The organism is Pseudomonas sp. OG7 (assembly GCF_014192825.1).
Classification (GTDB): Bacteria; Pseudomonadota; Gammaproteobacteria; order Pseudomonadales; family Pseudomonadaceae; genus Aquipseudomonas; species Aquipseudomonas monteilii.
The window spans coordinates 310,013-330,941 of the sequence record NZ_JACHYK010000003.1; the positions used below are offsets into that span (position 1 = coordinate 310,013).

21 protein-coding genes are annotated in these 20,929 nt (G+C 61.4%); 4 read left to right on the top strand and 17 right to left on the bottom strand.

What is annotated here, in order from left to right:
• Nucleotides 1-196: 196 nt before the first annotated feature.
• A complete protein-coding gene (locus FHW75_RS09590; protein ID WP_016713225.1) occupies nt 197-1,084 on the top strand; it encodes a bestrophin family protein in 888 nt (295 codons plus the stop codon).
• On the opposite strand, the gene phnE is transcribed toward FHW75_RS09590, so the two are convergent.
• The 4 genes from phnE to FHW75_RS09610 are packed head-to-tail and all read right to left on the bottom strand — an operon-like array spanning nt 1,081 to nt 4,326.
• Nucleotides 1,081-1,848, bottom strand: coding sequence for a phosphonate ABC transporter, permease protein PhnE (gene phnE / locus FHW75_RS09595; protein WP_019098537.1), 768 nt, complete (start codon nt 1,846-1,848; stop codon nt 1,081-1,083). The two genes, FHW75_RS09590 and phnE, sit on opposite strands and share 4 nt — an antisense overlap.
• Nucleotides 1,845-2,672 carry an ABC transporter permease gene (locus FHW75_RS09600; RefSeq protein WP_084297239.1) on the bottom strand — a complete coding sequence of 276 codons (828 nt, stop codon included), beginning with the start codon at nt 2,670-2,672 and terminating at the stop codon, nt 1,845-1,847. Before FHW75_RS09600 ends, phnE begins: the two co-directional genes overlap by 4 nt.
• Nucleotides 2,666-3,475: an ATP-binding cassette domain-containing protein gene (locus FHW75_RS09605; protein ID WP_183673538.1), complete on the bottom strand. Its 810-nt coding sequence runs from the start codon at nt 3,473-3,475 to the stop codon at nt 2,666-2,668. The genes FHW75_RS09600 and FHW75_RS09605 overlap by 7 nt, the downstream gene beginning before the upstream one ends.
• On the bottom strand, nt 3,472-4,326 hold the full coding sequence (locus tag FHW75_RS09610; RefSeq protein ID WP_019098540.1) for a putative selenate ABC transporter substrate-binding protein: 855 nt from the start codon (nt 4,324-4,326) through the stop codon (nt 3,472-3,474). The genes FHW75_RS09605 and FHW75_RS09610 overlap by 4 nt, the downstream gene beginning before the upstream one ends.
• A 126-nt stretch (nt 4,327-4,452) precedes the next feature.
• Between FHW75_RS09610 and selD the strand changes: the two genes are divergently transcribed.
• Both selD and mnmH read left to right on the top strand, forming a co-directional pair.
• Nucleotides 4,453-5,487, top strand: a complete 1,035-nt coding sequence (selD, locus tag FHW75_RS09615; RefSeq protein ID WP_016713230.1) for a selenide, water dikinase SelD — start codon at nt 4,453-4,455, stop codon at nt 5,485-5,487.
• Nucleotides 5,487-6,605 carry a tRNA 2-selenouridine(34) synthase MnmH gene (gene mnmH, locus FHW75_RS09620; protein WP_019098541.1) on the top strand — a complete coding sequence of 373 codons (1,119 nt, stop codon included), beginning with the start codon at nt 5,487-5,489 and terminating at the stop codon, nt 6,603-6,605. The genes selD and mnmH overlap by 1 nt, the downstream gene beginning before the upstream one ends.
• Nucleotides 6,606-6,673: 68 nt before the next feature.
• On the opposite strand, the gene FHW75_RS09625 is transcribed toward mnmH, so the two are convergent.
• The 13 genes from FHW75_RS09625 to hmpA all read right to left on the bottom strand — a co-directional run bounded on the left by FHW75_RS09625 (nt 6,674) and on the right by hmpA (nt 19,137).
• Nucleotides 6,674-7,060 carry a lysozyme inhibitor LprI family protein gene (locus tag FHW75_RS09625; RefSeq protein ID WP_019098542.1) on the bottom strand — a complete coding sequence of 129 codons (387 nt, stop codon included), beginning with the start codon at nt 7,058-7,060 and terminating at the stop codon, nt 6,674-6,676.
• Between the two features lie 20 nt (nt 7,061-7,080).
• Nucleotides 7,081-7,620 carry a hypothetical protein gene (locus tag FHW75_RS09630; protein WP_019098543.1) on the bottom strand — a complete coding sequence of 180 codons (540 nt, stop codon included), beginning with the start codon at nt 7,618-7,620 and terminating at the stop codon, nt 7,081-7,083.
• A 105-nt stretch (nt 7,621-7,725) separates the two neighbouring features.
• On the bottom strand, nt 7,726-8,289 hold the full coding sequence (locus tag FHW75_RS09635) for a GNAT family N-acetyltransferase (protein ID WP_019098544.1): 564 nt from the start codon (nt 8,287-8,289) through the stop codon (nt 7,726-7,728).
• Nucleotides 8,290-8,484: 195 nt separating this feature from the next.
• A complete protein-coding gene (locus FHW75_RS09640; protein ID WP_025753817.1) occupies nt 8,485-8,868 on the bottom strand; it encodes a YkgJ family cysteine cluster protein in 384 nt (127 codons plus the stop codon).
• Nucleotides 8,869-8,994: 126 nt separating this feature from the next.
• Nucleotides 8,995-10,122, bottom strand: a complete 1,128-nt coding sequence (locus FHW75_RS09645) for a hypothetical protein (RefSeq protein WP_060709737.1) — start codon at nt 10,120-10,122, stop codon at nt 8,995-8,997.
• Between the two features lie 116 nt (nt 10,123-10,238).
• Nucleotides 10,239-11,447 (bottom strand): alanine transaminase, encoded by a 1,209-nt coding sequence (gene alaC / locus FHW75_RS09650; protein ID WP_016713237.1) that lies wholly within the window; start codon nt 11,445-11,447, stop codon nt 10,239-10,241.
• 253 nt (nt 11,448-11,700) lie between these two features.
• The gene (gene cyoE, locus FHW75_RS09655; RefSeq protein WP_012270561.1) at nt 11,701-12,588 is read right to left on the bottom strand and encodes a heme o synthase; all 888 of its coding nucleotides are present in this window, start codon (nt 12,586-12,588) and stop codon (nt 11,701-11,703) included.
• A gap of 11 nt (nt 12,589-12,599) precedes the next feature.
• On the bottom strand, nt 12,600-12,932 hold the full coding sequence (cyoD, locus tag FHW75_RS09660; protein ID WP_003248599.1) for a cytochrome o ubiquinol oxidase subunit IV: 333 nt from the start codon (nt 12,930-12,932) through the stop codon (nt 12,600-12,602).
• Nucleotides 12,932-13,558 (bottom strand): cytochrome o ubiquinol oxidase subunit III, encoded by a 627-nt coding sequence (cyoC, locus tag FHW75_RS09665; protein ID WP_012051225.1) that lies wholly within the window; start codon nt 13,556-13,558, stop codon nt 12,932-12,934. The genes cyoD and cyoC overlap by 1 nt, the downstream gene beginning before the upstream one ends.
• Before the next feature lie 3 nt (nt 13,559-13,561).
• Entirely contained in the window at nt 13,562-15,580 is a 2,019-nt protein-coding gene (gene cyoB / locus FHW75_RS09670) for a cytochrome o ubiquinol oxidase subunit I (RefSeq protein ID WP_016713238.1), read from the bottom strand.
• Nucleotides 15,581-15,583: 3 nt separating this feature from the next.
• Nucleotides 15,584-16,525: a ubiquinol oxidase subunit II gene (gene cyoA, locus FHW75_RS09675; protein ID WP_012270558.1), complete on the bottom strand. Its 942-nt coding sequence runs from the start codon at nt 16,523-16,525 to the stop codon at nt 15,584-15,586.
• Between the two features lie 559 nt (nt 16,526-17,084).
• A complete protein-coding gene (locus FHW75_RS09680) occupies nt 17,085-17,591 on the bottom strand; it encodes a disulfide bond formation protein B (RefSeq protein WP_019098546.1) in 507 nt (168 codons plus the stop codon).
• A gap of 367 nt (nt 17,592-17,958) precedes the next feature.
• Nucleotides 17,959-19,137 (bottom strand): NO-inducible flavohemoprotein, encoded by a 1,179-nt coding sequence (hmpA, locus tag FHW75_RS09685; protein WP_019098547.1) that lies wholly within the window; start codon nt 19,135-19,137, stop codon nt 17,959-17,961.
• 154 nt (nt 19,138-19,291) lie between these two features.
• Here hmpA and norR point away from each other — a divergent pair, with 154 nt between their 5' ends.
• Nucleotides 19,292-20,848, top strand: a complete 1,557-nt coding sequence (gene norR, locus FHW75_RS09690; RefSeq protein ID WP_183673540.1) for a nitric oxide reductase transcriptional regulator NorR — start codon at nt 19,292-19,294, stop codon at nt 20,846-20,848.
• Nucleotides 20,849-20,929 lie beyond the last annotated feature (81 nt).

The window sequence follows — 20,929 nt, forward strand, 5'->3', positions numbered from 1 at the left end:
CGTTCGTTTCTTGCCCGGGCTTTTTCAACGTAGATATTGGCTCGGGCTATTTCACTGTGGTCCTAAAACACTGCAGTCCAATTCCTACAAAGCCTGGCACTGAACACGTCTGGTAATACACCCAGACGAACCGCACCGAACCATGCTCTCCCCTCGACGTCCGATTCTGCATCCCCCGCGTTTCGAGGCCCCCCGCGTGAAAGACATCATCACCCGCAAGTACCGCCTGGTCGTGAAGACCATCGGCTACATCGGCTGGTCGCTGTTCTGGCTGCTGATCTGGGATGTGCTGGTCACCATTGATTTCATGCTGTTCTTCAACAGCAAGTTCACCCTGCCGCTGATCCCGCTGACTTTGCTGGGCTCGGCGCTGGTAGTGCTGGTGAGTTTTCGCAACAGCAGCGCCTACAACCGTTGGTGGGAAGCTCGCACGTTGTGGGGGGCGCTGGTGAACAGTTCGCGCAGCTTCGCAAGGCAGACGCTAAACCTGATCGATGACCCGGCTGATGGCCTGAACCCGGTCAAGGCCACCCTGCTGCGCCGGCACATCGCCTATGTGAACTGCCTGGCTGCACACTTGAAGGGGGAGAGCTGCCCGGATGAACTGATGGCCTTCATCCCGCCGGCTGAATTCGAACGGCGCAACCGCTCGAACAACTTTGCCAATGACATTCTCGGTGGCTCGGCGGCCTTGCTGGCGCGGGAATACCAGGCCGGCCGGCTGGACAGCATCCGTCTGGCGCGGCTGGAATCGACGCTGGTGGACCTGTCCAATGCCCAAGGCGGTATGGAGCGCATTGCCAATACACCGCTGCCCTACCCTTACGTGTATTTTCCGCGACTGTTCATCACCCTGTTCTGCCTGATCGTGCCAATAGGGCTGGTGGAGTCGCTGGGCTGGTTCACGCCGCTGGCTTCGACAGTGGTGGGGTTCATGTTGCTGGCCATCGAGCGAATCGGCACGGATTTGCAGAGCCCATTCAAGTTCAGTGAGCACCAGATCCAGATGGACACCATTTGCGAGACGATCGAGCGGAACCTGGAGTCGATGCAACGGGAAGCGCAGTGTGGGGAACTCGCTTAGGCCCGCACATAGCGCTGGCGCAACACATCACTCAACGTATCCACCAGCAACACCAGCACCAGCATGCCCAGGATCACCGTACTGGCCTGGGCCTCCTGGAACAGGCTCAACGTGGTGTACAGCATCTGCCCCAAGCCCCCTGCCCCGACAAAGCCGAGCACGCTGGCCATACGGATATTGTTTTCCCAGCGGTACAAACTGTAGGCCAGCAACTGCGGCCACAAATTGGGCAAGGTACCAAAACAGAATGCGGCCACCTGGCTGCCGCCCTGCAAGCGAATCGCTGCCGCTGGCTCCGGCGGCGCATTCTCCAACGCCTCGGCAAACAAGCGTCCCAGAACACCGGCGGTGTGCAGCGCCAACGCGAGGGTGCCGGCATTGGGCCCAAGACCGGCCGCCAGGACTGTCAGGGCAGCCCACACCAGTTCCGGAATGGCGCGCAGAGCATTCAGCAGCAACCGCGCTACGCCCTGTAATGGCCAACCGAATCGCCCTGCCGCCGGCAGTGCCAGCAACATCCCCATGACCATCGCCAACAAGGTGCCCAGACCCGACATGGCCAGCGTCTCCAGCGCCCCGCGCCACACAGCCTTCAAGTGCCCGGTAGACAGGTCCGGATGCAGGAAGCGCCCTGCGTACTCGCCCATCTGCCCCAACCCGCCGTTACCGACCAGCGCTTGCAGGTCCAGCTCCAGGTAAGCGAACGAGGCCAACACCGCCAACACGATGGCGCCCAGCAACAACAAGTTGATGACCCGGTTCATGCCAGCCTCCAGCGCAGCAGGCGGCTGAGCAAGTCGGCCAGCATCACCAGCAGCAGGAAGGTGAGCAACATGCTGGCCACTTCCGCCCCGGCAAACATCCGCATCGACAGGTCAATCTGCTGCCCCAGCCCGCCCGCCCCCACAAACCCCATCACCACCGAGGCCCGCACCGCGCACTCCCAGCGGTACACGGTGTAGGACACCACCTCGGACGCCGCATTGGGCAGAATGCCGTAGAGAAACGCCGTCAGCCGGCCACTGCCCGCCTGCAACAAGGCATGGGCCGGGCGCTGGTCGACCGATTCGAAGATTTCGGCGTAGACCTTGCCCAGCATACCGCTGTAGGTAATGGCGATGGCCAATACACCCGCCGTCGGCCCCAGCCCCACGGCCCGCACGAACAACAGCGCCCAGACAATTTCCGGCACGCTGCGCAGGAAGATCAGCAACCCGCGCACCGGTAGGCGCAGCAGGCGCGACCAAAGCCCTGCACGCCCACCACGGGAGGCGGCACGCAACGACAAGGCGCGACTGGCCATCAGCCCCGCCGGAACGGCTAGCAGCAACGCCAACGCCATGCCAGCGGTGGCCACGGCCAAGGTCTGTAGCGTGGCTTCATACAGCAACACGAGAAAATCGGCATCGTGGGCGGGTGGCCAGAAGGCGCTGGTGAAACTGGCGATCTGCTGTCGGTTCTCGGCCTGCAACAGCACTCCGGGGTTCAGTTCGCTCAACTGGATACCCGGCCACAGTATCGCCACGCCCAGCAAGGCCAGCAGCAGCCGTGGCAGCAAGGCCGGATCGCGGGTGTCGGCCCTCAGCATCGCGGGATCTGCACCGTCAGAATCGGCCCCTGGGTTGGCGGCGAAGCCAGTTGTTCATTCGCGTACAGCGCCTCCAGCATGTGTTCGGTGACCGCTTCTGCCGGGCAATCAAACACTACCTGGCCCTCGCGGATACCGACGACCCGGGGGAAATGCGCCAGCGCCAACTCCACCGCATGCAGGCTCGCCACCAGCGTCACGCCATTGGCCTGGGCATGGCGGTTTAGCAAGGCCAGGCTGTGGTCGGCCAGCACCGGGTCCATGGCCGACACCGGCTCGTCGGTCAGCAGCACCTGTGGCCGCTGGTAAAGGGCCCGGGCAATACCCACCCGCTGCAACTGACCACCCGACAACTGCCCGCACTGCACGAACAGCTTGTCGGCCAGGCCCAGCTCAGCCAGCACCTGGCGCGCCCCCGGCACATCGCTGGGGTACAGCAGGTTGAGCAAGCCACGCGTTAACCCCCACTGCCCCAGCCGGCCGGCCAGTACTGCCGTCACCACCCGTTGGCGCGGTGGCAAGGGCAGTGCCTGATGCACCAGGCCGACCCGCGCCCGCAGGCGCTGGCGTGCCCTGGCGGATAACGCCCAGGGCTGCTCACCCAGCAACTCCACGCGCCCGCTGCTGGGCTGGATGGCCGTAGCCATCAGGTGCAGCAAGCTCGACTTACCCGCCCCCGACGGGCCAATGATCGCGACACGCTCGCCCTGCTCGATGCTCAGGTTGATCGCGTCAAGCGCGCGCACCTGGCCATGGCGCAGGCCGGCACCATGCAGGTGGATTGCCACGTTCGAAGCAGTCACTTGAGCAGGCCAGCCTCACGCGCAGCTTGCTCGGTGCCTACATAGTTTTCAGGCTTGGTCTCGATGAAGCGGCTGGCGGCCTGGAGGTCGAGGATAGCCTTGTGCTCCGGATTGGCCGGGTCGAGGTCGAGGAACGCTTTTTTGATCTTTTCTTTCAACGCCGGCGCCATGTTGCCGCGCACGGTCCAGTTGTAGTCAAAATAGGTCGGGGTAGTGGCGAACACTTTCACCTTGGCGGTATCGACCTTGCCGGCATCCACCAGTTTCTGCCACACACTGGCATTGAGCACGCCGCCATCGACCTTACCCGCCTGCACCCAGGCCACGGTGGCGTCATGGGCGCCAGAGTAGGCCACACGGCCGAAGTACTCTTCAGGCTTGATGTTGTCCTGCTTGAGCATGAAGTAACGCGGCATCAGGCTGCCCGAAGTAGACGAGATAGAGCCGAAGGCGAACGACTTGCCCTTGAGGTCGGCCAGGCTCTTCACGTCGGGGTTGGCGGTGATGAACTTGGAGGTGAACTGCGCGTCCTGCTCACGCTGCACCAGTGGCGTGGCGGTCGGGTCCTTCAGGTGTACCTGAACGAACGTGAAGCCACCCAGCCAGGCCAGGTCCAGCCGGTTGGCGGCCAGCGACTCGACCACAGCCGGGTAATCGGCCACCGGTACGAACTTCACTTCCATACCCAGTTGCTTGGCCAGGTACTCGCCCAACGGCTTGAACTTGCGCTGCAGTTCGGTTGGCGCTTCGTCGGGGATGGCGCTGACCCGCAACACTTCAGCAGCTTGGACGACAACGGCACAGCAAGACAGCACAAGGCCGGCGGCGAGCGCCAAGGGGCGTTTGAGCATGGGTGTTCTCCGGTTCAATAGCGGGGAAATGCCGACAAATCCGTCGACACCGAGGATTATAAGAGGCCAAGGCCCAAAGGCCAGCTTTGCTACAATCGCGCAACAATTTGACCTGTCGAGGTGCATATGAGCGAGCCGATTCGCCTGACCCAGTACAGCCATGGTGCCGGCTGTGGCTGCAAGATTTCCCCCAAGGTGCTGGATGTGATCCTTGCCGAAAGCGGCACCCAGGCCCTGGACCCGAAGCTGTGGGTTGGCAACGCCTCGCGCGACGACGCTGCGGTGTACGCGCTGGACGACGAGCGCGGCGTGGTCTCGACCACCGACTTTTTCATGCCGATTGTCGATGACCCGTACGACTTCGGCCGCATCGCCGCCACCAACGCCATCAGCGACATCTACGCCATGGGTGGCGACCCGCTGATGGCGATCGCCATTTTGGGCTGGCCGGTCAATGTGCTGCCACCGGAAGTGGCCCGCGAAGTGATTCGTGGTGGCCGTGCGGTGTGCGCCGAAGCAGGCATTCCGCTGGCCGGCGGCCACTCCATCGACGCCCCCGAGCCAATCTTCGGCCTCGCCGTCACGGGTGTGGTCAGCAAGCGCCACCTCAAGCGCAACGATACCGCCACTGCCGGCTGCCGGCTGTACCTGACCAAACCGTTGGGCATCGGCATCCTTACCACCGCCGAGAAAAAGGCCAAGCTGCGCGCACAAGACCAAGGCCTGGCCCGCGACTGGATGTGCACCCTCAATACCCCCGGCAGCCGCTTCGGCAAACTCGACGGTGTAAAGGCCATGACCGACGTCACCGGCTTTGGCCTGCTCGGCCACCTGGTGGAGCTGGCCGAAGGCAGCGGCCTTACCGCGCACTTGGACTACGCCGCCGTACCGCGCCTGCCCAGCGTCGAGCATTACCTGGCCGAAGGCTGCATCCCCGGCGGCACCTTGCGTAACTTCGAAAGCTACGGCCACAAGCTCGGCGCACTCAGCGACGAGCAGAAACACCTGCTGTGCGACCCGCAAACCAGCGGCGGCCTGCTGGTGGCGGTCAGCCCTGAAGGTGAAGACGCGTTCCTGGCAGTCGCTGCCGAACTGGGCCTGCAACTGTCGCCAATCGGCAAGCTGGTGGAACGACAGAGCCACGCGGTCGAGGTGATCTGATGCGCCCCGACTGCACCGATTTCCGCCGGCTGTTCCTCGACGACGTGCCGATGATGGACATGCGCGCCCCCGTCGAATTCGCCAAAGGCGCCTTTCCTGGCGTGGTCAACCTGCCGCTGATGAATGACCAGGAGCGGCAGAAGGTCGGCACCTGCTTCAAGCAGCAGGGCCAGGCAGCTGCCATCGCCCTGGGCCACCAGCTGGTCAGCGGCACCACCAAGCAGGTTCGGCTGGACGCCTGGGTGGCGTTTACCCAGGCCCACCCCGAAGGCTACCTGTACTGCTTCCGTGGCGGCCTGCGTTCGCAGATCGTGCAGGGCTGGTTGCGTGATGAAGCGGGCATCCAGTACCCGCGCGTCAAGGGCGGCTACAAGGCCATGCGGACCTTCTTGCTGGAAACCACCCAACAGGCGGTGGCGCAGTGCGATTTTGTGCTGCTGGGCGGCCTTACCGGTACTGGCAAGACCGACGTGCTGCATCAGCTGGATAACGTGCTGGACCTGGAAGGCCATGCCAACCATCGCGGCTCCAGCTTCGGCAAACGCGCCACCGCGCAGCCGGCGCAAATCGACTTCGAGAACCAGCTGGCCATCGACGTACTGAAGAAACGCGACCGAGGCGTTGAACAGTTCGTACTGGAAGATGAAGGCCGCATCGTCGGCAGTTGCACCGTGCCGCTGGAGCTGTACCAGGGTATGCAGCAATACCCACTGGTGTGGCTGGAAGACAGTTTCGCCAACCGCGTTGAACGCATCCTGCGTGATTACGTGGTCAACCTGAGTGCCGAGTTCGCCGCTGTGCATGGCGAGGAGGAAGGCCGCCGGTTGTTTGCCGAGCGTATGCTGCAAAGCATGGCCAACATCTACAAGCGTTTGGGCGGCGAGCGTTATCAGCGGTTGTCGGCGCTGCTGGGCCAGGCGCTGGAAGCGCAGCAGCGCAGCGGCGCGGTGGAGCTGCACCGGGGCTGGATCGAAGGCTTGTTGAACGAATATTACGACCCGATGTATGCCTACCAGCGTGCGGCGAAGGCTGAGCGTATCGAGTTTGCCGGAGATGCCGTGGAAGTGCGCGAGTACCTCAAGGCCCGGGCGCTGCGCGAACCTCGGGGCAAGGTCTGACAGGTTTAGCCCTGCCCCCAAGGGCAGTGCAGTACCTGTAGGAGCGGCCAGTCATTTCTGACATGGCTTTACTGCCCCGGGCTAAGCACCCGTTCCAGCTCCGCCGCCCGGTCGCGGGTCATGTCCATCACACACGTCCCACCTTCCAACTGCGCCAGGGTCCCGCCACTGGCCTGCACGTGAAACTGGCAATTGCCATCGCGGTAGGCCATCCACTTGCGCTGCACATCGCGCAAGCTTTTCTGCTGCCCGGCCTCCAGCTTGCCCATCAACTGCTTGTACACCCGGTTCAAACGCTGGTCCTGCACCTGCGTTTCAGCCTGGATGCACGCACTCATGGCCACCGTGCTGGAGGCCTTGTCCATGCACTGCCCGTAGGCCGGCGTGTAGTCGTCTGCCACTGCCAGTGGCAGCACACAAGCCAGTGCCAGGCCTGTCAGATAATGCTTGGTCATGCGCCCCCTCCTTATGGGTATCAAAGCGTCTGCGGCTGCTCTGGTGGCATCAGTACGTTGCCCGGCTCGAAGCGCAACGATGGCATCTGCGTTGCCGCGTAAAGCGTCACAGCCAACGCTGCGATCAACGCTACATCAAGCCAGTTCCAGCCCGGCATGTCGTTGGCGCTGCGTGCCTTCCAGCAATGCCAAGCCTGGCCCGCACAAAACATCACCATCGCAGCCAGCCACAGGTAGAAACCGGCACCAAAGCCGGTGCGCTCATGAAACGCGTAGCTCTGGTTGTCCGGCAAGCGGTCAATTCCGAAACTGCTGGCAGCCAGGTACAGCGCGGCCAGCCCTGCCAGCAAAGCCAGCCTGCGGAACCGCCGATGGGCAAGGATAGCCAGGGCCAGCAGCGGGTTGGCAAACCATTGGAACAAACCGAAGGGCATGCCCCATGGCCCGTACAGCAGCATCTGCAGAGCCGGCATGTGGCGCTCGCCGCTCATCAGCGCACCATCGAAAAACAGGGCAAGCACGTACAGCAGCAAGCTGATGCTCAGGTAGAAAACGGGCAAGGGACACACCTGAAGGAAACCGGACAGCGTACGACCTTAACTCAGGCCCTGCCCCGCTTCCAAACCTTCAATAGGTGCCCCACGGCAACACCCTGCGACGCAAGGCTATGCAACTGCTGGCTCAAGCAACAAACCGTAGATCCCTGAGTCAGACAGCTCGCCGGCCACGCACCAACGCGCCCGTAGCGTGCCTTCAAGCACAAAACCCTGGCGTTCAAGGGTACGCGCCGAGCCTTGGTTACGCGGGTCGATCTCCCCTTCCAGGCGGCGCATGTGCAGGGTGTGGGCGAGGTAGTCGATGAAGCAGGTGAGCGCTTCGTCCATGTAGCCCCTGCCCTGCACGGCGCTGGCCAGGCAGTAGCCAATCTCGCCACGGCGGGAGACATCGTCGATGTTGAACAACTGGACCATGCCGATGAGTTCGCCATTGTCGCGGCGGTACATGCCGAGCTTGAGCTGGTCACCATTGGCATAGGCTTCGCGGTCGGCGGCCAGGGCACTTTCGGCTTCGGCCAGGTCTTGCCAGGGGGCATGGTGCCAATAACGCATGACCTCGGGGTCGGCCATGATCGCCAGCCATTGCGCGGCATCGGCATGGCGCATGGGGCGCAAGTGCAGACGCGGGCTGTCGAGGCAGAGGTCACTGGGGAAACTGCGGGGTGGGGTCACGCCGGATCTCCTGTCCATTGCTGGGGAGATGACAGTTTAACGTCAAGCGCTGGTTTCGGGCATCCCGGGGCTGCCGCGCAGTCCATCGCCGGCAAGCCAGGGTCCCACAGGATTACCACATGCTTTGGGCTTTGCGCGGTACCTGTGGGAGCTGGCTTGCCGGCGATAGGGCCAGTACAGGCTAGCGAAAATGCCTCAAGCCACCTCAGCCCCATCATCCGGCCAATGCGGCTCATTGGCCCCCGGCGGCGTCAGCGGCGGCAGCCCATACGCCGCCCGCGCATCGTCACAGCTGGGGTTGTGCACCCCACCTTCCCACGACGCCTCGAACTCGCGGCAAGGGCTGGAACGGTTGGCATAGATGGTACAAGCCACCTCTTTACCGATCTCGCCCTCAAGGCTGACGCAGCGGCATGGCTTGGCATCGGTGCCGATCATGGCAACGCGGGTGGGGTTGATCTGCACCACCAGGTCGTCTGGCACAAGGCCCCCGGCAGACTGGCATTCGCCCCAGAAGAAGGACACACGGAAGTACCCGCAGCAGGCGCCGCAGTCAAGGCAAGGGTTATATTCAGACATGATGTCACGGAGGGAAGGTTGTTGTTATCGGGGCTGGCCCGCGGCGCCATTTTCATTCGAACCCGGGGCGGCTGGATAGAGGGGCCAAGCAAAATATTTTGCCGCTGATCCGGCCGCCCGCATCCGCTACCGCAGCGCCTTGTAGGTAGTTGCGTCCCAACGCGTCAACGCCAGGCCCTCGGTCGGGTCATAGTCATCACCGCACACCTTGCTGAAGTGCGTACAAGCCTCGCCGCAATGCACCAACCGATTATCTCGCTCACCCTCGGTCAGCACCGTGTAAGACTCGCTGCGCATGGCGTGGTACTGCCTTTCAGCAGCGCTCATAGTCCGGTGATACTCCATGAGCTGCCTATCGCTCAAGGCCAGTCGCTTGCCCAGCTCAACACCCCAGCGGGCAAGGCAGACTTCGGCAAAATGACGAACGACCAGCCCGGGTTCCTTGAGCACCTCGCCGCCGCTCGCACCATCGACCGACGCGTTGCCCACCAGCGTGGCATGACGCCCCGGCATCGGATAAATGCAGATCTTCGTACCACTGGCCACTGACGGGATCACGCAGGCAAAGCCTTTGGAACGCTCATCCCGCGAATAGAAGCCGACATATTCACGCACGTTTGCCGCCAGCGTGATGCGTTCGGCTTGCACATTGCCCACGCCGGGCACAGGGTCGATTGCAAAGATGTTCACCGGTATGTCCCGCAGTACCGGGTCTTGTGCCATGGCGTTGGCCAACATGTGGCAGCTGATACCGCCCCGGCTCCAGCCCACCAGGTTCACCTGGGTCGGAATGCGTGGTTTGCGAAACATGCTGATGATGCGCTCTTGCAGTTCCTGCGGAGTCGGATGGCGGTCACCGTAATCGTAGGTACGCCAGAACCAGGAGGCCGTGGAAGAAGCATCCGGAACAGGTACACCGGCGTTCTTCAGCCGCTCGTACTCTTCCTCGCTCAATTTGGTGCGGTGCCAGCTGCTTTCGCCTTTGATCACCTGCAGCACATGGTTGACGTTCTCTTCCCAGCCGCGGCCGAACAGTTGGCCAGTCCAGTTGAAATAACCTCCGGGCTCGACGAACAGGTTGTCGTCCTGAAGGTTGCCACTACCGGGACCGTCGACGGCTATCCAGTGCGCGAATTCGCGGCCCTGGTCGTTGCTGGCCAGGGTCGATACCAGTTCGCCGTTCCAGAAGTTGGGGTTGGCGTCGTCGAAGCGGTGGGAGCCGGTGCCGCAGAAATAGGCGGTGAAGACACTCATTTGTGGATCTCTGTGGTGAGAAATGAGTGCTGAAGATAGGTAGGCAGAACGATGGAATGCAGGCGGAAAGCGCTCACCTGAATAGCAATGGGGGCCGCAACGCGGCCCCCTGATGCTTACTTGTTGCTCAACCCGTCAGCGCGGAACATCTGCCGGATCCCGCGAATGGCCTGGCGAATACGGTCCTGGTTCTCGATCAGGGCAAAGCGCACATGGTCATCACCATAATCACCAAAGCCGATCCCCGGCGACACGCATACCTTGGCCTCGGCCAACAGCTTCTTGGAAAACTCCAGCGACCCCAGGTGTGCATACTGCTCCGGGATCTTGGCCCACACATACATCGACGCCTTGGGGTTCTCGACCATCCAGCCCATCTCGTGCAACCCCTTCACCAGCAGGTTGCGGCGCTGGCGATACTGCTCTGCAATGTCGCGCACGCACTGCTGGTCGCCTTCCAGCGCAGCAATGGCCGCAACCTGCAACGGCGTGAAGGTGCCGTAGTCGTGGTAGCTCTTGATCCGCGCCAGGGCACTGACCAGCTCGGGGTTACCGACCATGAAGCCAATCCGCCAGCCCGCCATGTTGTAGCTCTTGGACAGGGTGAAGAACTCCACCGCAATGTCCTTGGCGCCGGGCACCTGCATGATCGAGGGGGCTTTCCAGCCATCGTAGACGATGTCGGCGTAGGCCAGGTCGTGCACCACCAGCACGTTGTACTGCTTGGCCAACGCCACCACGCGCTCGAAGAAGTCCAGCTCCACGCACTGGGCAGTAGGGTTGGACGGGAAACCGAGGATCATCATCTTCGGCTTGGGGATCGACTCGCGAATCGCCCGTTCCAGCTCGTTGAAGAAGTCCACACCCGGCACCAGCGGCACCGAACGCACCTGGGCACCGGCAATGACCGCACCGTAGATATGGATCGGGTAGCTGGGGTTGGGCACCAGTACCGTGTCGCCCTGGTCGAGGGTGGCCAGCATCAGGTGCGCCAGGCCCTCTTTGGAGCCGATGGTGACGATGGCTTCGCTTTCCGGGTCGATGTCGACCTCGTAGCGTTCCTTGTACCAGTTGGAAATGGCCCGGCGCAGGCGCGGGATACCGCGAGAGGTGGAGTAGCCGTGGGTGTCTTCACGCTGGGCAACCTGCACCAGTTTCTCGACGATGTGCGGCGGGGTGGCACCATCGGGGTTGCCCATGCTCAGGTCGATGATGTCCTCGCCACGGCGGCGGGCAGCCATCTTGAGTTCGGCAGTGATGTTGAAGACGTAAGGGGGGAGACGATCGATGCGCGCAAAGCGGCGCGGCGAACCTGGGTTGGCCATGGCTTCCTCTGAGTACGTAAGCGCCCGGAACCGTCCGAGCGACGCTGGCCGATTTGGCGGCCTGGATCAGAAGATAGTGCCGAAACAGGATGTCTGTAAAGGATAATTTCCTGTTTTGTTATATTTTTTCAGATGTATTTTATGAAAATTTGAATTGTATGTTTTCATAACCGGCCCTTCTCGGGCACAGGAAAAACACCCATAAAAAAACCCCGGCACAATGGCCGGGGTTTTCGTGAAGCAGGCAGCAGTTTCAGCGTGCGTAGGTCATCAGCACGTCCGCAGCAGTCTGGCTGTCCACACCCATCATCACGCTCAGAGCGGTGACAGTGAGGATGGAGAAGCCGAACACTTTACGGGCCCACTTGCTGTCGTCCTCGGCTTTGTAGCCGCCCCATGCCATGTACAGCCAGTAAAGGCCCATGGCAGCTGCCACGGCCAGGTAGCCGAGGCCGGCGTAACCGCCGAGGGTAAGCATCAAGGTGGCGAGCACGAAGGCCAGCACGTACAGCACGATCTGCTTCTTCGCCGCCAGGACGCCACGTGCCACCGGCAGGACCGGAATGTTGGCAGCGCTGTAATCCTTGAAGCGGAAGATGGCGATGGCAAAGCTGTGCGGCATCTGCCACAGGCTGAACATCACCAGCAGGGTCACTGCAGCTAGGTCGAAGCTGTTGCTCACGGCGCAGTAGCCGATCACCGGAGGCATGGCACCAGACAGGCTGCCGACCAAGGTGCCGTGCACCGATTTACGCTTCAGCCACAGGCTGTAGAAACCGACGTAGACGATGAAGCCGATCAGCGCACAGAACGCCGACAGCGGGTTGGCCTGGACATACAGCAGGCTGAAACCCGCCACCCCAAGCAGGGTGGCGTAGATCAGCGCGAGGGGCAGCGACATGCCGCCCTGCACCATGACGCGGTTCTTGGTGCGCTCCATCTTGTGGTCGATGTCACGATCGATGCAGTTGTTGAACACGCATCCGGACGCCACCACCAGCGAAGTACCGATCACCACCGCCAGGAACAGGGCGAAATCCACATGGCCCTTCGAGGCAAGGAAGAAACCGCCTGCCACGGAAAGCACGTTACCGAAAATGATCCCCGGTTTGGTGATTTGGATAAAGTGCTTAACGGACATGCAGTCTTACCTCACTTGGCCAACATTTCGAAGTGGATGCTGAACATGATCCACAGCGACAGGCCGACAAGCAGAGCGATCACCAGGGTGGTGAACAGGAACGTCGATACGTTGTTGCGTTGCTCTTTCGAGCGGTCCATGTGCAGGAAGTAAACCAGGTGAACAACTACCTGGATCACGGCCATGGCAACAATGATCAGAACGGTCAGGTTCTTCGGCAGGCTGGCGGTCATGGCCAGGCCGAACGGGATCGCGGTCAGGATGATCGACAGTACAAAGCCGATCATGTACGACTTGACGCTGCCGTGATTACCTTCGTGATGAGTGTCGTGTGCGTTAGCCATTACAGAACTCCCAGCAGGTAAACGACGGTGAATACGCAGATCCAGACCACGTCCAGGAAGTGCCAGAACAGGCTCAGGCAGCTCATGCGGGTCTTGGCGGTCGGCGTGATGCCGTGCTTGTTGATCTGGTACATCATGATTGCCATCCAGATCAGACCAGCAGTCACGTGCAGGCCGTGGGTACCTACCAGGGCGAAGAAGCCCGACAGGAAGCCACTGCGCTGCGGGCCGAAGCCTTCGCTGATCAGGTGATGGAATTCATAGATTTCCATCGCGATGAAGCCTGCACCGAACAGGAAGGTCACAGCCAACCAGCCCAGTACGCCTGCTTTCTTGCCATCGAACATCTTCAGCATGGCGAAGCCGAAGGTGATCGAGGACAGCAGCAGGAACAGCGTTTCAACAGCTACGAAATCGAGCTGGAAGATGTCATGACCCGACGGGCCGCCGGCAAAACTGCCGGACAGCACCGCGTAGGTAGCGAAGAGCGACGCAAACAGGATGCAGTCGGTCATCAGGTACAGCCAGAAGCCCAGTACGGTCATCTGGCCCGAGTCGTGGTGGTGGTCGTCATGCCCATGGTCATGACCATGAGCAGCGCCGCCGTGCATTACTTGACTGGACATTGATTACACCCGCTCAAACGATTCGACACGTGCGCCGGCAGGCAGAGCACCTGCTTTGGCCAGCGCTTTCATACGCTCGCCTTCGATGCGCGCCACTTCTTCGGCTGGAACCATGTAGCCCTGGTCGTCACGGGCAGCGTGGCGAACGAAGACAGCGATGGTTGCAACCAGGCTTGCGCCAACCAGCCACCAGATGTGCCAGATGAAGGCAAAGCCGAAGACGGTGAGGAACAGGCCCATGAACAAACCGGTGGAGGTGTTGCTCGGCATGTGGATAGCGTCGAACTTGGTCGCTGGCTTGTAAGCCTTGCCGCTTTCCTTGGTTTCGTGCCATGCGTCCAGGCCAACCTGCTCAGGCATGTGAGCGAAGTTGTAGAACGGAGGTGGCGACGAAGTGGACCATTCCAGAGTACGGCCGCCCCATGGGTCGCCGGTCACGTCCAGGTTCTGGTTGCGGTCGCGAACCGATACGTACAGCTGGATCAGCTGGCAAGCGATACCGAACAGGATCAGCACGGCGCCGACAACGGCTACGTACAGGTAGGGTTCCCACAGTGGGTTGTCGGAGTGGTTCAGACGACGGGTCATGCCCATGAAGCCCAGGGCATACAGCGGCATGAACGCAACGTAGAAGCCCGACAGCCAGAACCAGAAGGCAGCTTTGCCCCACTTCTCGTTCAGGGTGAAACCGAAGGCTTTCGGGAACCAGAAGGCGAAGCCGGCGATGTAGCCGAATACCGCGCCACCGATGATCACGTTGTGGAAGTGCGCAATTACGAACAGGCTGTTGTGCAGGACGAAGTCAGCACCTGGAACGGCCAGCAGTACGCCGGTCATGCCACCGATGGAGAAGGTGACCATGAAGCCCAGGGTCCAGAGCATCGGTGCGGTGAAGCGCACACGGCCTTGGTACATGGTGAACAGCCAGTTGAACAGCTTCACACCGGTCGGAATGGAGATCAGCATCGTCGCCAGGCCGAAGAAGGTGTTGACGCTGGCGCCGGCACCCATGGTGAAGAAGTGGTGCAGCCATACCGCAAAGCCCAGGATGGCGATCGCGCCCGATGCGTAGATCATCGAGTGGTGGCCGAACAGGCGTTTGCCAGAGAACGTCGAAGTCACTTCCGAGAACACGCCGAAGGCCGGCAGGATCAGGATGTAAACCTCAGGGTGACCCCACGCCCAGAACAGGTTGACGTACATCATCGGGTTCCCACCAAGCTCGTTGGTGAAAATGTGGAAGTCCAGATAACGGTCAACAGTCAGCAGCGCGAGTGCAGCAGTCAGGATCGGGAACGAAGCAACGATCAGTACGTTGGCCCAGGTGCAGGTCCAGGTGAAGATCGGCATGTCCATCAGTTTCATGCCAGGTGCGCGCATCTTCATCACGGTGACGAGGAAGTTCACGCCGGTAAGCGTCGTACCCAATCCGGATAGCTGTAGCGCCCAGATGTAGTAGTCAACGCCCACCCCAGGGCTGTACTGAATGCCCGCGAGCGGCGGATAGGCAACCCAGCCGGTCTTGGCGAATTCACCAACGCCCAGCGAGATGTTGACCAGCAGCACGCCTGCCAGCAGCAGGTAGAAGCTCAGGGAGTTCAGGAACGGGAAGGCAACGTCACGTGCACCGATCTGCAGAGGAACCGCCAGGTTCATCAGGCCGGTGAAGAACGGCATCGCCATGAAGATGATCATGATCACACCGTGAGCGGTGAAGATCTGGTCATAGTGTTCAGGCGGCAGGTAGCCTTCGGAGCCACCGGTTGCGGCAGCCAGCTGGGTACGCATCATGATGGCGTCGGCAAAGCCGCGCAGCAGCATGATCATCGCGACGATGATGTACATCACGCCGATCTTTTTGTGGTCGACAGTAGTCAGCCACTCGCTCCACAAGTAGGTCCACTTGCGGAAATAGGTGATAAGACCGACGACAGCGATACCGCCGAGCGCGATCATGGCAAGCGTCACCATGACTATCGGCTCGTGATAGGGTATCGCCTCCAGGCTTAATTTACCGAACATCTCTTACTCCTCTGCACCGGCAGCTGGTTGCATACTCGATTCCACACCCTTGGTTGTGGCCAGGTCTTTGCTGCCTGCTTCTTCGTGGCTACGACCGCGGTTCATGCCTTCGTACTTGTCGACGATCAGCTGGAACTGCTCAGGCGAAGCCTCGCTGTACAGCGCGACTGGGTTGTTTTCGCTTGGTTTGGCCAAGGCGTCGTATTCGGCCTTGTCCAGCTTCTTCGGCGACTGCTTGACCTCGGCGACCCACTTGTCGAAGTCTTCCTGGGAGGTGGCAGTAGCCTTGAATTTCATGCCGGTGAAGCCAGCACCGCTATAGTTGGCGCTGATACCGTCGAACTCGCCGTTTTCGTTGGCGATCAGGTGCAGCTTGGTGGTCATGCCGGCCATGGCGTAGATCTGGCCGCCCAGGCCCGGGATGAAGAACGAGTTCATCACGGCGTCGGAAGTGACGCGGAAGTTGACCGGGGTGTTAGCCGGGAAGACGATCTTGTTGACCGTGGCAATGCCCTGCTCCGGGTAGATGAACAGCCACTTCCAGTCCAGCGCGACCACGTCGATCTGCACCGGCTTCACATCGGAATCCAGTGGACGGTATGGGTCCAGCTTGTGGGTGGAGTGGTAGGTGACGTAACCCAGGGCGATGATGATCAGGATCGGGATGATCCACACCGCGGCCTCGATCTTGGTCGAGTGCGACCAGTCAGGGGTGTAGGTGGCTGCCTTGTTGGAAGCACGGTACTTCCAGGCGAACGCCAGGGTCATGATGATGACAGGGATTACCACCAGCAGCATCAGGCCGGTAGCGATCAGGATCAGGTTCTTTTGCTCAATGCCGACCTGGCCCTTCGGGTCGAGCAGGGTCCAGTTGCACCCACTGAGTAAAAGCATGCCTAAAAAGGGCAATATGCCAAACAGTCTGGGGTAACGCTTTTTACTCATCTCACGACCTCTAGATCAGCTTGCTTCAATGCAATTTGTGTTTTGGTAGCCAACACTTCGTCCTGCCAAGTGAGGCATTTCGCGCCCGTACTCGCTCCTGCCTGGGGTCCGACTGCAGGACCTTGGCTTCGAGCGTGTTAGCGGTGCTTATGGTTTCGTAGGCAACAGGCCTGTACTTCAGACCAAGTCCATTTGGTGCGGGAAAACGCGGAGGGGGGTCCGCCCGGTATCGCCGTTGGGCGAAACTTGACGAAGTCAGCAAAAAGGAGCGCTGGGGCTTCCTTCAATCCTGCGACTCGCAAGCAGTGCCGAACGGAAATTGGGGGCGATTGTAGTGAGGTCGCCAACCCTTGACTATGACTTATTGAGCAACAGTCTTTTACAGAATCCGCAACAATAGCGCTCAATAATTCAACTTCGCGACAGTTTGTCGCACCCCGCTTGCCAGGCCTCAAAGCCGCATTCTGCAAGGCTTCGGGATTGATCCAGGTCAAGCGGCGAGCAACTTTTCCCTCTTCTCATGCGGCGTAAAAGCCCCCATGCAATTCGGGACTTTTGTCTAAGCCTGGCGTCGGTTGCGGTAGATACCGAGCGGAACCAGAATGGCGGTCAGCACGAACGCTACCAGCGCCCATTGCGCCAACGACAGGCCGAGGATCGGCGGGTACGGTGTGCTGCAGAAGCCGTCGACCTGGAACGCCAGCGGCCAGAGCTTGGCCAGTGGCAGGTCGTCCACGATCGGTTGCAGGGTGTCGATACCACAACTGACCATGGGGTTGGCGAGTATATACACATGGTTGCCGGCCGCAATAATTCCGCCAATGGCACTGAGCACCACCAGCACCTCGAAGAAGGTCAGGCTACGGCGCCCGGGCATCGCGGCAGCGAGGAACGCGAACACGGCAATGAACAGCAACGCGTAACGCTGCAGGATGCACAGCGGGCACGGAGCCTCACCCAGTACCACTTGCATATAGAGGGCGCCGCCGATCAGCGAGAGGCAGATCAGGCCCAACAGCACCAGAAAGCGCCGTTCCCGATTCAGGCGCGATGTTTGTTCGTTCATTGCCGGTTCCTTCGATGGATAGTGGCAGCGTGGTCCGCCTGCCTGGGCGCAAGTCTACACGCTGGGCATGGCCTGTGAGCATGCCGAGGGAGCGGCGCGGTAGCACTGCGCAGGGCTATCCGGTGAGGCTGAGACCGACCGCAACGGCGTCGGTTCAACGCCGGGCGGCAAAAAAGCGGCTGCCCGGGTGCCGCGCAGGGGCAAGCCCCTCGACACCCGGGAGTGAAGGATACCGTGATTAACGGAGGATTAATGATGAAAGCGGCGAACCCGGTTTCATCTTTCCTTATATACAGGCAGGAAGGTGTACTGCCTGTACCGGCCTTTTCGCGGGTAAACCCGCGAAGCGGCCAGGACAGGCGCTACATCACTCCAGCGCAGCCGCCGGCCCGAAGAACTCGTAGCGGCTCTGCTGCTCGGGCACGCCCAGCCCCTTCAGTTGGCGCTTCACCGCCGCCATGAAGCCCTTGGGTCCAAGGAAGTAGGCATCCACATCTCGCGCCTTCGGCAACCACTCGGCCAGCAGGTCTTCGCTCAACAGGCCCACAGCATCAGCCGCAGCGCCCTCCTCCGGCTCGGCATAGCAGTAGAAGCGCTTGAGCTGCGGGTGACGCGCCGCCAGGCCATCGACCCATTCACGGAAGGCATGCACCGCGCCGTTACGCGCACAGTGAATGAAATGCACCTCGCGCCGGGTTTGCAGCGCCGCCTGCAACATGGCCAGCGTCGGGGTAATACCCACGCCCCCGCTTATCAGCACCAGCGGCTTGTCGCTGGCCGCCAGGGTGAAGTCGCCCGCTGGCGGGAACAGTTGCAAGGTATCGCCCACGACCAGCTCATCGTGCAGGTAGTTGGACACCCTGCCGCCCAACTCACGCTTGACGCTGATGCGGTACTCCCTGCCATCGCACAGCGCCGACAGCGAATAGTTGCGGCGCTGTTCGGCACCGTCGATGCTCAGTCTCAGGCCAATGTACTGGCCAGGCTCGGCCTTGAGCACCGGTTTACCATCCACCGGGGCAAAGTAGAACGAAACGATCTCGCTGCTTTCCTGCTCGCGGCGTACCAGGCGGAATTCGCGGGTACCACGCCAGCCGCCCTCGGCCTCTTCCTTCTGTTTATAGAGGCTTTCTTCAGCACCAATCAGGATATCGGCCAGCTGGCCATAGGCCGCGCCCCAGGCATCGATCACCGCAGGGGTAGCGATTTCCTTGCCCAGTACTTCCTCGATGGCGCGCAGCAGGCAGCTGCCGACGATCGGGTAGTGCTCCGGCAGAATCTGCAAGGCAACGTGCTTGTTGATGATCTGCCCTACCAGCCCCCCCAGCTGCTCCAGTTGGTCAATGTGGCGCGCATACATCAGCACGCCGTTGGCCAACGCACGAGGCTGGTCACCACTGGCCTGGTGTGCCTGGTTGAACAGTGGGCGTACCTCGGGGTACTCGCTGAGCATCATCTTGTAAAAGTGGGTGGTCAGCGCTTCGCCGCCGCTTTCCAGCAGCGGTACAGTGGCCTTGATGATTGCACGTTGTTCGGCATTGAGCATTGCGACAACTCCTGAGCCTGTGGCTTCAAATGACTGCCTTGGGTATTTCAGCAATCGTGCCAACTTTTATCGCCAGTAAATTCAGGGGGTTGACGCCAATCATGTCAAAACGACCCACCTCGTCGTATAGTCATATCGACCCATAGGAGTCTTTATGACCGCAAAACCCTTGCTCACCACCCTGCTCCCCCTGGTCAGCGACCTCTCCCGCGACTTGCCCGACCAGGAGCGCTACCGCCGCTTGCTGCAAGCCATGCGCGGGCTATTGCCGTGCGATGCCGCCGCGCTGCTGCGCCTGGACGGTGAATGGCTGGTGCCGCTGGCGGTGGACGGCCTGAGCCCTGACACCTTGGGCCGGCGCTTCCGGGTCAGCGAGCACCCGCGCTTCCAGATACTGCTCAGCAGCCCGAAGCCCACTCGTTTCGCCAGCGACTCCGAACTGCCCGACCCTTACGATGGCCTGGTCAACGCCCCCGATGCCGACCTGCAAGTGCACGACTGCATGGGTTGCCCGTTGATGGTCGATGAGCGCCCCTGGGGCCTGGTCACCCTCGATGCCCTCACCCCCGGGCAGTTCCAGAGCCTGGAGCTGGATGCCCTGCAAGCCTTCGCCAGCCTGGCCGCCGCTACTGTTACCGTGGCCGAACGCATTGAGCACCTGGCTTTGCGCGCCGAAGACGAACACCTGCGGGCCGAAATCTACCGCCAAGCCAGCGGCCAGGATAAAGAACTGATTGGCCAGAGCCCGGCGCATAAGCGCTTGGTGGAGGAAATCCGCCTGGTCGGGGGCAGCGACCTGACTGTTCTGATCACTGGCGAAACGGGCGTTGGCAAGGAACTGGTGGCCCAGGCGCTGCACCAGACCAGCAACCGGGCCGACAAGCCACTGGTCAGCCTCAACTGCGCCGCCCTGCCCGATACCTTGGTGGAAAGCGAACTCTTCGGCCATGTACGCGGTGCCTTCACTGGCGCGCACGGCGAGCGCCGGGGCAAGTTCGAGCTGGCCAACGGCGGCACGTTATTCCTCGACGAAGTGGGCGAACTGCCGCTAACGGTGCAAGCCAAACTGTTGCGTGTGCTGCAAAGCGGCCAACTGCAACGCCTGGGCTCGGACCGCGAGCACCGTGTGGACGTGCGCCTGATCGCCGCCACCAACCGTGACCTGGCCGCAGAAGTACGCAATGGCAACTTCCGCGCCGACTTCTATCACCGCCTCAGCGTGTACCCGTTGCACGTACCGCCCTTACGCGAACGTGGGCGAGATGTATTGTTATTAGCTGGCTACTTCCTCGAACAGAACCGTTCACGCCTGGGCCTGAACAGCCTGCGCCTGAGTAGCGAAGCCCAGGCCGCGCTACTGGCCTATGAGTGGCCAGGCAATGTGCGCGAACTGGAACACCTGATCGGCCGCTCGGCCCTAAAAGCACTGGGCCAGCACCCCGATCGGCCACGCATTCTCACGCTTGAAGCCGTCGACCTGGACCTGCGCGCGGTGCGCGTAACCCCAGACGCACTCCCCTCCCCCGCAGCCCCTGCCCCACTGACAACATTGCCTGAAGGCGGCCTGCGCGAAGCGGTCGACCTCTACCAGCGCCAAGTGATCGAAGCCTGCCTGCAACGGCACCAGGATAATTGGGCGGCAGCGGCCCGCGAGCTGGGCCTGGACCGCGCAAACCTGAGCCGGCTGGCCCGCCGGCTGGGGCTTCGCTGAGGTTCAGTACAAAAGGATTAACCCAGAAAGCCATCTGGTTGCTTCCCGCCTGGCTGCTATATCTCCCTAACCACCCGAATT